The organism is Bradyrhizobium oligotrophicum, from assembly GCF_051168495.1.
GTDB lineage: Bacteria > Pseudomonadota > Alphaproteobacteria > Rhizobiales > Xanthobacteraceae > Bradyrhizobium > Bradyrhizobium oligotrophicum_A.
This window is the reverse complement of sequence record NZ_JBNPVB010000021.1, coordinates 119,738-131,220: the sequence shown is the minus strand read 5'-3', so window position 1 is coordinate 131,220 and position 11,483 is coordinate 119,738. Positions and strand designations below refer to the sequence as shown.

Sequence of the window (11,483 nt, the reverse complement as noted above, 5' to 3'; positions counted from 1 at the left end):
AAACCGCCATCTCAAAGACGGAACGCATGTTGACGATCAAACCGCCAGCAACAAGGTGGGGGGAAATGATCGCTTACGTTCGAGTTCGATGGTGACTAATTCATCATCTCCCATTAGCTCGATTTCTTCTTCAAGGATTTCTCGGTCTTCCTCGTGGACACGGTCGCCTGGGCCCCATGTCCTTATCTCGCGAAGCGTGGCGAACACATCTCGCCACGGCGTAAACCCACTTCCCAGTTCCTGCCCGGTTGTCCAACGCTTCCAGAGCGACAGGATATTCTGTAGAGCGGCCGCGTCCGGAACCAAGAGATAAGCCTCAGGGGCCTTGTCCTGGTCATCGCCCTCAAGCTCTTCCTCGTCGATCAACTCAAGTCCCGGAACCTTCTTGATCGCGTTGGCGAAGGTGCCAACCGCGCCGCGAACCTCGAAGACGAGCAGCCGCTCTGGCGCAAGAGCGGAAGGGTCGGCACGAAGGGTTAAGCCAGATGGATCGCGACGCAACGCGTCGTCCAAACGCCGAAAGCGCGGGCCGAAAGCGGCATTCTGGGCTGCGGGGGATGACTTAGTCGGCCTCGGTATTTTTAGCGGCTTGCCTGCTGGTCTTGCGGTTTGATTGCTTGGCGTTAGTCGCAGCAATGGTTTGGTTGGATCGGCCGCCATAAACGTTCTCTGGTTTTACTCTCGATGACCAATATTCAAGTTCAGCCGCAATTGCCGAATCGATCGAAAGCTCTCCAAGGCCGAGAATTTGCCGACGGCGTACGTTTTGACAGAAATCCAACACCTCAGCATACGAAGTTGCTTCGATCTTCTCAGCTAATTCATTGGCCAGTAGCGACGGTCGCTCCGGCCAGCTTTTAAAAACACGTTCGACAAAATGAGCTATTTCAGCAACCTGCGGCGCTGGGAATGACAGCTTCAACTGAAAGCGACGCCACACCGCCCGATCGAGCAACTCAGCATGATTAGTAGCCGCTATGATAACAACGTAACTGGGAAGCTTGTCGATCTGCATCAATAGAAACGAGACGACCCGCTTTATCTCGCCAGTTTCGTGATCGTCTCCGCGCTCTTTTCCGATCGCGTCAAACTCATCGAAGAAGAGAACGCAGTGTTGAGTACGTGCGTAATCGAATAGCGCGCGAAGGCGCGCGTTTGTTTCGCCTAGATAACTTCCAACCAACGCGTCGTACCGGACGACGAAGAACGGCAACGAAAGCCCCTCCGCGATCGCTTCTGCGAAGGATGTCTTGCCGTTGCCAGGGGGGCCGGACAGCAAGATGCGATGTCGCGGTTCATAGCCGCTCGCTCGGAGCACATCAGCGCGAACATGCTCCTCGATCAATTGGAGGCCTTCTGCCCGAGCGGGTAACGGCAGGACCAATTCGTCGAGAGAGATGCGCGGGGTGACTTCGAGGATTGTATCTCGGCCGGCTGCGGTCGTCGGACGTAAAGACGACGTCGTGGCCAAGCTTGGCGGGGTAACGGCAACCGTTTGCAACGCGCGTTCGAGCCGATCCGCATACGCGTGATGGCTCTTCGCGCGCTCGTCAGCAACTATCGCCTCTACCGTGGAGCGCAGCATGGGTTTGTCCCCGCTAACGCCGGCACGCACTAGGGAGACTAGGAGGTCGCTTTTGGCCATAATGGACAACCTATACGAATATTCTGGCGTCTCGACACTGCTACGAAAGGCGCTTCCTTGTGAACAACTGGGCGCCGGTTGCCGTTCCGGACCGGCTGGGGTTGGTCGCGCAGCATCGTCTAAGCGCATTAAGATATTGAGACCACGCCCGAATCGTCTAGCTCTCTTTCAGAGACTAGGCCCTAGGCCGCAGATGGTCGATCCGTCGGTATGCCGTCATCACCACGGCGTGGAAGGCGTTTGGCGAATCGCCGACCCGGTAGCCGCTATCGGTCTGCTGGTTATGGCTTATCTGGTCGCCGGGGCCAAAAACAAGGATGGAGTTCCTCGTCAAGGAGGGGGGGCAAATTGCCGACTACGGAAGAGAGCGGCTTGCCGGGGTGCTTAGCGGCTTTCTGTCGGGCCACATCGGCTAGCCACTCGTCTTCGTGATCGTCTTCACAACAATGAACAGCCCCAGGATCGTAGAGATCAAACTGCCGAAGACAGAATAGCCTACGCTCAACCAACCGCTCGTCCAAAACGAGCCGCCAGCGAGGCCAATTTGGAGGAGGAGATATAGCGCAATTAACGGCCAATTCTTTTCCCAAGCGACCCGGCTCAGCGTCCACGACGCCTCAACGTTGGACCTGGCCTCAATCGCGAGAGCCGCATGATGTGTCTTCTTGGTACCCCCACAGGAACAGGTGACTTGTCCGAGAGGCCATGGTTTCCCGCAGTCCGTGCAAGTTACATGGTTCATGGCCATCTGACAGCCTCAGGGGAGAGAGGCGATCTCCCTGCAGTCTCCCCATGAACTCAATGGTCGCCTAATTTTACCGGCGAACACCCGAGCTAAGTCTTTGATTTGATTGAGTGGAGGCCACGACCAGAATTGAACTGGTGTAAACGGTTTTGCAGACCGCTGCGTAACCACTCCGCCACGTGGCCCCAACAGGGCGGATCGATACCGGAGATCAATGGGTTAGGCAACCGGCTTGTTTCGTTCTGCAGGAAGATCTCCTTCGACACGATCTTCGCCCGCATGGAGAGGCTCGGGCAACGCGATCGAACCTCCGCAGGCTAGGCGATAAGCTGGCCGGCAAGTGCTGATTTCCCCCTTCGTCATGCATGGCTGGGTCCGATCCGGCCCATCCATCGAAACTGAAGGCGGCGTGGCGGATGATTTCGATTCTGGTCTGGGTGCGCTGGCCGGCACTGTGGCAACGTTGATGGCTGGAAACAAAAGCCGGGGGGGATTGTGTCGCTCCCGTTCCTTGCCGTCATTGGCTATCTCGTCAAAATCTCGCTAAGGTCGCGCCATTGGGGGACGAGCATAAGCAATGGGGCGCAAATTCGGATTTCTGTTCTATGCTGCTACGGTGATCATAGCTGGGTGCCTAGCCGCTCCTTTTGCCTATAGCGGCAAGGGAATCTCTATCGCCGGGTGCCGGTTGGCGCCGGCGCCTGATCAATTCATCAGCTTGTGCGGTTCGCGCCGATTTGGGGACTTCGAGCATGCTGCCTTCTGGTTCGGAATCGAGCGCAGAGCGCTCGCCAATCTGAAGGCGGCGGACGTGGTTTTTACAGGCTCGAGCCGGACGATGTTCGCCTTCAGCACAGCCGAAGTGCGGGCCTATTTCGCCAAGCGCGGGCTGCGTCAGTTCAATCTCGGATTTGGCTACGAGGACCAGCAGGCCTTTTTTTCCGCACTGGCCGTAAAGCATCATTTGCGTCCGCGCGTGCTGGTGATCGGCATTGATCCCTATTTCAATGATCGAGTGAGCGCTCCCGCGGTCGCCGCAATGCACGACCATTGGGAGCTCGGGCGGGCATTGGTCAAGAAAGGGGAGATTTGGCTTCAACCGTCCTTATGCTATCTACGGCTCATCGACTGCGGGAGGGAACCGACGGCCTTCAGGTCCTCGGAGGATGGCTACTTCCTGTGGCGCGACGTGTTGATGCCAGACAGGCAGCGCCCACGCACGCATCAAACCCGATCGCGTGACTTTCAGGTCAATCTGCCTCTCTCAGTGATCGAGGCCGATAAATTCCTGAAGCGAATTGGCCAGCGTGCCGAATGCGTCATTCTGGTTCCAATGCCGACGACCGAGATCTGGCCAAAGCCGGATCCCATCGCTCAACTCGCCGAGACGATCGGAGCGATGTATATCGATGCCGACACGGGTGACGATCTCACCTTTGTCGACGAGGTTCACCTGTCGTACGAGAGCGCAAAGCGATTTTCGCGAGAGTTCCTGCTTGCCTTCGACCGGCTGCCGCAAACCTGCCTGGAGGGGCGTCCATCGCCGGCCAGAATCTCTGCGCTTCCGATGGAGCAATAGGCGGGCTGGACGCGAAGCAGATCGCATCGCTCGGCGCGCTCTCGGCCGCCATTAGCCGCCATTAGGTGTCAACGCGCCGACCGGTGGCGACACCTCGATCACATGGCTCGGCACGAATGTTCTGCTGCATCAGCAATGCCGCGCAGCAGCGACGATTGTTGGAAACATCACGGCGAAATCGCGCGCCACGCCTTGATTTCGTCTGGTTGTATTGTTCTAATTACTCCATTTTAGGGTGCGCTGCGGGGCGCCGGGCTGCTGAGCAGCATTCACTTTCAAGATGACAAGCAAAGTTCGGTCATGGACGAGCATCCGACACGCCGTTCGGTGGTTCTCGGCACGCTTGCCGCTTGCGCATCAGTTTCCAGTGCGGCGGCCGACGACGACGATCCACGCAAGGAAAAGCGGCCGCAGAAAGGCGACCAGCTCGTCTTTTCGGAAGGGGAACGCACGGGCCAGACGATCACGCCCGCTGACCTGAAGATTGGCGAGCCGGTCCATGCTTGGCCGAAGGACGCGGCGAATGCGATCGTGCGAGACGGGTCGCGCCTGAATGAAGTGCTGATCGTCAGGCTCGATCCGAGCGAACTCGATGACGACACGCGCCCGCGCGCGGCCGCGGGCATCGTCGCCTATTCGGCGATCTGCTCGCATGCGGGATGCCCTGTGACGGCCTGGATCAAGGCCACGGAGGGCAATGACGATGTCTTCAAATGCATGTGCCACAACTCCGAATACGACCCGAGGCGTGGGGCGCAGGTCGTATTCGGTCCGGCACCGCGGCGGCTTGCGGCGCTGCCGCTCGTCATCAAGGACGGCGCGCTGGTCGTTGCTGCACCCTTCACTGGAAAGGTAGGTGGCCAGCAGGGCTAGCGACATCTCGTGTGCTTATCGGACCACGCATCGTCACGACAACGACTGAAGCAAAAAGAATCAGGGGAGGTTTGTCCATGACCGTCACGTCCAACACCATCAAGCAATGGCTCCTGTCGAGCACCGTCGCGTTCACCTGCCTTGCGGCGCCCGCCGCGCTCGCCGGCCCCATCGAAAATTACAGTCCGGTCACTCCCGCGCGGCTCGAGAATCCGGAGCCCGGCAACTGGATGCTCTATCGCCGGACCTATGACGGCCAGGGCTACAGCCCGCTCGATCAGATCAACACCACGAACGTCAAGAGCATGGTGCCGGTCTGGACGTTTGCCACCGGCGTGGTCGAGGGTCACGAAGCGCCGCCGCTGGTCAACAACGGCGTCATGTTCATCACGACGCCGATGGGGCAGGTGATCGCGCTCAATGCCAAGACCGGCGATCAGTACTGGCGCTACAAGCGCGAGCTGCCCGACGATCTGTTCCAGCTGCATCCGACCAATCGCGGCGTCGGCCTCTGGCAGGACAAGCTCTATCTCGCCACCACGGATGACCACCTCGTGGCGCTCGACGCCAAGACCGGAAAGGTGCTGTGGGACAAGAAGGTCCAGGACTACAAGAAGGGACAATACCTGACGCTGATGCCGCTCGTCGTCGACGGCAAGGTGATCGTCGGCGGCTCAGGGGGAGAGTTCGGCGTGCGCGGCTATGTCGTGGCGTACGACGCCGAGGATGGCAAGGAGCTGTGGCGCACCTTCACCATTCCGGGCGAGGGCGAACCCGGGCACGACACCTGGAGCGGCGATGATTGGAAATCCGGCGGCGGATCCGCCTGGATGACCGGCACCTACGACAAGGACACAAAGACGGTGTATTGGGGCGTCGGCAACGCCGCGCCGTGGCCCGGCGGTCTGCATCCCGGCGACAATCTCTATACCAGCTCGGTGATCGCGCTCGATCCGGCGACCGGCAAGATCAAGACGCATTTCCAGTATCACCAGAACGATTCCTGGGACTGGGACGAGGTCGATGCACCGATGCTGGTCGACCTGCAGCGTGACGGCCGCAGCTTCAAGAGCCTGATTCATCCCGGCCGCGATGCGATCTTCTGGGTGCTCGAGCGCACGCCGGAGCGCATCAACTACGTGAGCGGCTGGAATTTCGTCTACACCGACGTGTGGAAGGGCATCGAGCCGGAGACGGGACGCCCGATCGTCGATCCCGCGCACAAGCCGACGCTCGGCAAGCGCGTCGACTTCTGTCCGTCGCTGTGGGGTGGCAAGGACTGGCCGTCGGCGGCCTACAGCCAGAAGACGCGCTTCGTCTACGTACCGGCGAACGAGAACTTCTGCGGCGGGTTCACCGGCGAGAAACTTCCGCTCGTTCCGGGGCAACTCTGGCTCGGCACCAAGGCCGAAGACATCGGGCTCACGGTGCGGCCGGGCGCGGATCATTTCGGCGAGTTGCAGGCGTGGGATCCGGCGTCGGGCAAGAAGGTCTGGTCGCACAATTTCCCGAAATCGCAACTGTTCGGTTCGGTGACGGCGACGGCCGGCGATCTCGTCCTGGTCGGCGGCACCAACGACCGCATGTTCCGGGCCTTCCATGCCAAGACCGGCGAGCTGTTGTGGGAGCAGAAGACGAACTCGGGGATCATGGGCATGCCGGTCGCCTATGAGGTCGACGGCAACCAGTACATCGCCGTGCAGTCCGGCTGGGGCGTCGACGCGCAGCGCATTCAGGATGGGCTCTCCAAGGGCAACACCGGGCTGGAGGACAACGTCCCGCAGGGCGGCGTGGTCTGGGTTTTCGCCGTCAAGAAATAGGCGGTGTGATCGACATGACGGCGGCCTCGTGCCGCCGTGATATCATCAGAAGTATCGCCGGTGAGTCGGATGGGATGTGGTTGCGGATCCAAAGCTCCGGCAAATCGAACGTATGAACGATCGACGCGCGTCAGCAGGCCGCGAACCAGCCATCGGGGAACGGTATCAGCGGCCAAGCACTCTGATTGTCGTTGGCAGCCTTGGGCGACGGGAGAATTGAAAACAAGCGGGCCATGGAATCGGTCTCGAACCTAGGCGCAATAGCCGTTCTGACAACGTCCAGCAACAACTCGTATTCGGCTTCGCTCATCGGGACCTCTCGCAACTGCGAGCATGATGGCAAAGCTCCACTTCGTTCGAATTGACGGGATCATTCGAAGTTTAACGGTCCGGCACCAAAGTCCTAATTGGTTACCGCTACCTTTCGTTCCCATCACAAGGTACCGCGGTCTGCACGCGAATGCTGTGAACGAGGTCACATCTTCTGCAACTAAATCGGGCTGAAACCGCTCCATTGCAACTGCTGCTGCCGGATTTGGCTGTTGGATTGGGGGAAGGCAATGCAGACGATGCGAACTGCGATTCGGACGGCGGTTCGTCGCACCGCAGTGACGAAGCAATGCACGATACGAGGCATCATCACGCGTTCGAGCATGCAGCCGACCAATCGCGGGATGCGATTCCGATGTCCGCGACGCGCCTGGCCCCGACGAATGCCGAGGCGCGGCCTCCGCGATCGACTCACTGCCGGGTCATCGTCGCGACGGAGAGGGGCTCGATGTCGTGCGTGAGAATCTCGCGCATCAATTGCGACAGATCCCGCGGCTTGAACGGCTTTGCCAGGCGATGCAGGCCGACCACGCGGGCCGAGAGTCCGAGGAAATCGGGCGTTCCTCGTCCGGACTCCAGCACCATGCCCGACATCAGCACGATCGGCATGTTCGGCCGCGCCGCGCGAACGGCCCGAATCACGTCGTTACCGTCCATGTCGGCCAGGTTGAGATCGATCAGCGCCGCGTCGAAATCGTCACGAGCCATGGCATCCATCGCAAGCCGACCGTCGGTGACGGCCGTGACCGCGTACCCCTCGCGCACCAGAAGATGCTGGATGACACAGCAGACGCCGACTTCGTCATCAACGACCAGGATGTTTGTCATGAGGCCTTCCTGACGGATGTGGATGCGGAGCCAGGTTGCCGGGCTTCGATCAGCAGTTGTTGACGGACCTCGATTGCGCGATCGACCGCTTCGAGCAGATCGAGGATGTCGAACGGCTTTTGCAGCGCCGCCGTCGCCCCGAGCTTGATCGCCATGCCGAGAAAGTCGGGAGCTCCCTGCTTCTTGTCGGTGAAGGCGTAGCCGGAGATCGCGATGAACGGCACCGTGGGATCGATCTTGATCAACTCGCGAATGGTTGCGATCCCATCCATGCCCGGCATGAACATGTCGATCACGACGGCATCGAACGACACGCTGCCGATCAGTCGGATGCCGGTCGGCCCGTCCGGCGCGAGAAACACGCAGAACCGCTTCTTCTTCAACAATGTTTCCAGCGCAGCGCGCGTGGCATAATCATCATCTATTATGAGGACGGTAGGCATGGGCCACCTCAGCAAAGCTGGACTGAAGGACGCTCACGCTACAAGGACAATAGGCTGGGACTCGAAAATGCCAAAGTAATTAACACTGAATTAGTTGCTGCAGGTTTACAACCAGGAGTTTTACGGGGCCTTGCTTCTCCGAAGCAGTATCATCACGTGTTGTGCACTATGCGATGAACATGGAACTATGAAGTCGGTGGACGAGTGGTAATTGGTTGTGTGCAGGCCATTCAGGCGGGTTTGAGCACGGCGACGGTCGTGAGGCCGATTGCGATCAATGCGGCGCAGCAGAGTCGTTGCGGTGTCGCGCGCTCCTTCAGAAACAACACCCCGATCATCGTCGCAAAGAGCACGCTGCATTCGCGGAAGGCCACAACGTTCGCGATCGGATTCCGGCTCAACGCCCAGAGGAAGACGGCAAACGATGCGAGGCCCAATAGTCCTGCGATGAGCACAGGGACGAGGGCGTCGCGGATATCCGACACGATCGCCGGCCCACGCAACGTCGTCGCCACGATGAAGAACGTGAGGCTGTCGAGCACGATCACCCAGACCGTGAACGAGCCCCAGCCCTCCGGCTGCCGGGTGCCTGCGGCGTCGATGACCGAATAGGCTGCGACCATGGCAGCGGCGCAAATGGCAGCCGAGAACGTGCGGCGGTCGATCGGGCCGTGGATGCGGTCGCGCGCGAGCCCGAGAATGCCGAGCACGATGATGACGACGCCGGCTGCCTGTCCCGCTCCAGGGAGCTGCTGCAGCCCGACATAGGCGAACAGCGTTGCAAACAGCGGGACGGTGCCGCGGGCGATCGGATAGGAGCGGCCGAACTCGGACGAACGATAGGCTGCTGCAAGACTTGCCTTGTACCCGGCGTGCAAGGCGAGCGAAGCAAGAATGATCGGCCATGTCGACGCGGACGGCGCCGGGACGACAAACATGAAGGGCAGCGTCAGCACGCTGCTCACCAGACCCATCCCGGCCAGGATGGAAAGACCGCTGCCGGTCTTGACGATGGCATGCCAGGTCGCGTGAAGCAGACCGGCCAACAGCATCAGGATCGCAGCAACGGGGTCCAACGTATGCAGGCCTCGACGTTCGACGCGTGGAGATCAGATTTCGGGCCGCCAGCTCGCCGCGGCGAAAAAGGGGACCGGATCGCGGTCGAATGCCTGTCGCGAGATGATTCGGCTCGACTGCGACACGGGAAGCTGTTCCCAGTCGCGCCGATCGACGAAGCGCAGGCTCGCGATCTCCTCGCCGTCGGGCACGAGCGTTCCGCCGACGATGGCGGCTTCGAAAGCGATCACGGTGTAATAGGTCAGATCGCCGTTGGGGTAGCGGATGAGAAACTCGGGTCCTCCGAAAACGCCGAGCAGGCGCTGCGGCCGAACCACCAGCCCGGTTTCCTCGAAGCATTCGCGGCTGGCCGCGTCGGCCGGATGCTCGTTCGGATCGATGGCGCCGCCGGGCAGGGTCCAGAGATTCGTTTCGGCGTCACGCCCGAGCAGGAGGCGGCCTGCATCGTCGAACACCGAGATGGAGACCGCGGTGGTAGCCAACAGGTCGTGGCCGATCTTGCTGCGGACGGCCTTGAGATGATCGGAAATCGGCATTGCTGACCGTTGCTTGCAAAGGAAGAGGAACCCGCTTGCCCGAGCGCTCCTGCGCCGTCAAGGCAAGGCGCGGTCGCCGAGATGCGGCACGCCATCCGGCGTCATCGCGGTGATCGACGACATCCGCAGCAAGCCGGTCCGTAGGGAAGGGAGAGAATGATGGAGTATGTTTGGTGAAGAAGAACCATTCGGCATGGCCAGAATGGCTCCCCGGGCTGGATTCGAACCAGCGACCATTCGATTAACAGTCGAATGCTCTACCGCTGAGCTACCGAGGAACAAGCGAAGCAATGTTCGCGAACGCGGCTGCGTATAACAAAGCCCTTTCGCCTTGCATAGAACGAAATCGCATCTTGATGAGGATTGCGGATGTGACGGCAATTTTATGGAATTTCAGTGGCTTAGTTTGACTTTGAATACCTGGTGGGCAGCCGCCGCCCACAATTGGATGACAGGAATTTCACTTGGAGGGGAGTAAATCGGCACCGATAGTTCGAAGGAACGTGCCAGCGCCGGGTCAGGGAGTGTGTCCAGATGCCGAATTCTATCATTCAGCTCACCCAAGCCGTTGCCGCTCCCTCGCTGATTCCCGAGCCGGTCGAGCGACTCAGCGATGACGAATGCCTCACGCGCCTGGCCGATGCGGTGACACGCGGCGATTCGGAGCTCCTGGACGAAATCGTGCCGTTGATCGGCCGGCTGGCCGTCGTGATCGAATAGCCGCCCGCAGTAGCCGCACCCGCAGCAGGTCCGGTCTCAGGACATCGCGCGGCGGATCGATTTGAAGCGCGTGTTGCCTTTTCGGGAGCCTTGTACCAAAAGATTGCGCAGATCGTTCGCGGTTCCATCCGCAATTGCTTGCAGGTCTGCTCATGTCTTCATTCGCGACGGCGCGTCAGAAAATGGTCGATGGTCAGGTCCGGACCAGCGACGTCACCGATCACCGCGTGCTGGATGCATTGTTGACCGTGCCACGGGAGGCATACGTTCCCTCCGACCGGCAGCCGCTGGCCTATCTCGATCAGAACCTCGACGTGTCCGAATCCGCCGGTGCCCGGCGGTTCTTGATCACGCCGATGCTGACTGGAAAACTGTTGCAGGCAGCGGAGATCAAGTCGACGGACAGCGTGCTCGTCGTGGGCTGTGCGACCGGCTATCTCGCCGCCTTGGCCGCAAAGCTCGCCGCAAGCGTGACGGCGACCGAGGTGGATCCTGCCCTGGAAGGACGGGCCAAGCAGCTGCTTGCGGCCGCCGACGGCTGCCCGGTCGCGATCCGAGTCGCTCCCGCGGTGCAGGGCGACCCTGCCGACGGCCGGTTCGACGTGATTCTCCTCAACGGCGCCACTGAGGTCCCCGTGGACGGTCTTTGCCGCCAGCTCAAGGAGGGCGGCCGGCTGGTCGGCGTTTTCGCCAAGATCAGGCCCGCTCGCGCCATGATCTTTACGCGATCGCATGATGACATCGGCAGCAGGGTTCTGTTCGATGCCGCGGCACCGGTTATCCCCGGCCTCGAACGAATCCCCGAGTTCGTGTTCTAAATCGTCCTTCGAAGCTTCGGCCGACTCACTCGCGTGCGCCGTGATCCCGTTCCGCAACGGGATTTCGTT

At 60.4% G+C, this 11,483-nt stretch carries 12 protein-coding genes and 2 tRNA genes; 5 read left to right on the top strand and 9 right to left on the bottom strand.

The window, feature by feature from the left end; all coding sequences use genetic code 11:
* Nucleotides 1-36: 36 nt before the first annotated feature.
* The 3 genes from ACQR1B_RS30480 to ACQR1B_RS30470 all read right to left on the bottom strand — a co-directional run bounded on the left by ACQR1B_RS30480 (nucleotide 37) and on the right by ACQR1B_RS30470 (nucleotide 2,575).
* Nucleotides 37-501, bottom strand: a complete 465-nt coding sequence (locus ACQR1B_RS30480) for a hypothetical protein (RefSeq protein WP_434836358.1) — start codon at nucleotides 499-501, stop codon at nucleotides 37-39.
* Between the two features lie 61 nt (nucleotides 502-562).
* A complete protein-coding gene (locus ACQR1B_RS30475) occupies nucleotides 563-1,585 on the bottom strand; it encodes an AAA family ATPase (protein WP_434836357.1) in 1,023 nt (340 codons plus the stop codon).
* A 916-nt stretch (nucleotides 1,586-2,501) separates the two neighbouring features.
* Nucleotides 2,502-2,575, bottom strand: a tRNA-Cys gene (locus ACQR1B_RS30470).
* 392 nt (nucleotides 2,576-2,967) lie between these two features.
* On the opposite strand from ACQR1B_RS30470, the gene ACQR1B_RS30465 reads away from it, so the two are divergent.
* The 3 genes from ACQR1B_RS30465 to ACQR1B_RS30455 all read left to right on the top strand — a co-directional run bounded on the left by ACQR1B_RS30465 (nucleotide 2,968) and on the right by ACQR1B_RS30455 (nucleotide 6,662).
* Complete coding sequence (locus tag ACQR1B_RS30465) at nucleotides 2,968-3,969, top strand: hypothetical protein (protein ID WP_434836356.1); 1,002 nt, start codon at nucleotides 2,968-2,970, stop codon at nucleotides 3,967-3,969.
* A gap of 300 nt (nucleotides 3,970-4,269) precedes the next feature.
* Nucleotides 4,270-4,842, top strand: coding sequence for a ubiquinol-cytochrome c reductase iron-sulfur subunit (locus ACQR1B_RS30460; RefSeq protein WP_434836355.1), 573 nt, complete (start codon nucleotides 4,270-4,272; stop codon nucleotides 4,840-4,842).
* 77 nt (nucleotides 4,843-4,919) lie between these two features.
* The gene (locus ACQR1B_RS30455; protein ID WP_434836354.1) at nucleotides 4,920-6,662 is read left to right on the top strand and encodes a methanol/ethanol family PQQ-dependent dehydrogenase; all 1,743 of its coding nucleotides are present in this window, start codon (nucleotides 4,920-4,922) and stop codon (nucleotides 6,660-6,662) included.
* Nucleotides 6,663-6,792: 130 nt separating this feature from the next.
* Here the strand turns inward: ACQR1B_RS30455 and ACQR1B_RS30450 are convergent, their stop codons facing one another.
* The 6 genes from ACQR1B_RS30450 to ACQR1B_RS30425 all read right to left on the bottom strand — a co-directional run bounded on the left by ACQR1B_RS30450 (nucleotide 6,793) and on the right by ACQR1B_RS30425 (nucleotide 10,154).
* On the bottom strand, nucleotides 6,793-6,972 hold the full coding sequence (locus ACQR1B_RS30450) for a hypothetical protein (protein ID WP_434836353.1): 180 nt from the start codon (nucleotides 6,970-6,972) through the stop codon (nucleotides 6,793-6,795).
* A gap of 431 nt (nucleotides 6,973-7,403) precedes the next feature.
* On the bottom strand, nucleotides 7,404-7,820 hold the full coding sequence (locus tag ACQR1B_RS30445; RefSeq protein ID WP_434836352.1) for a response regulator: 417 nt from the start codon (nucleotides 7,818-7,820) through the stop codon (nucleotides 7,404-7,406).
* Nucleotides 7,817-8,263 carry a response regulator gene (locus ACQR1B_RS30440; protein WP_434836351.1) on the bottom strand — a complete coding sequence of 149 codons (447 nt, stop codon included), beginning with the start codon at nucleotides 8,261-8,263 and terminating at the stop codon, nucleotides 7,817-7,819. The genes ACQR1B_RS30445 and ACQR1B_RS30440 overlap by 4 nt, the downstream gene beginning before the upstream one ends.
* Before the next feature lie 230 nt (nucleotides 8,264-8,493).
* Nucleotides 8,494-9,339, bottom strand: coding sequence for an EamA family transporter (locus ACQR1B_RS30435; protein WP_434836350.1), 846 nt, complete (start codon nucleotides 9,337-9,339; stop codon nucleotides 8,494-8,496).
* 33 nt (nucleotides 9,340-9,372) lie between these two features.
* Nucleotides 9,373-9,876, bottom strand: coding sequence for an NUDIX domain-containing protein (locus ACQR1B_RS30430; RefSeq protein WP_434836349.1), 504 nt, complete (start codon nucleotides 9,874-9,876; stop codon nucleotides 9,373-9,375).
* Nucleotides 9,877-10,079: 203 nt separating this feature from the next.
* Nucleotides 10,080-10,154 (bottom strand) — tRNA-Asn (locus ACQR1B_RS30425).
* A gap of 256 nt (nucleotides 10,155-10,410) precedes the next feature.
* On the opposite strand from ACQR1B_RS30425, the gene ACQR1B_RS30420 reads away from it, so the two are divergent.
* Both ACQR1B_RS30420 and ACQR1B_RS30415 read left to right on the top strand, forming a co-directional pair.
* The gene (locus tag ACQR1B_RS30420) at nucleotides 10,411-10,596 is read left to right on the top strand and encodes a hypothetical protein (RefSeq protein WP_434836348.1); all 186 of its coding nucleotides are present in this window, start codon (nucleotides 10,411-10,413) and stop codon (nucleotides 10,594-10,596) included.
* Between the two features lie 152 nt (nucleotides 10,597-10,748).
* Complete coding sequence (locus ACQR1B_RS30415; RefSeq protein WP_434836363.1) at nucleotides 10,749-11,414, top strand: protein-L-isoaspartate O-methyltransferase family protein; 666 nt, start codon at nucleotides 10,749-10,751, stop codon at nucleotides 11,412-11,414.
* Nucleotides 11,415-11,483: the final 69 nt, after the last annotated feature.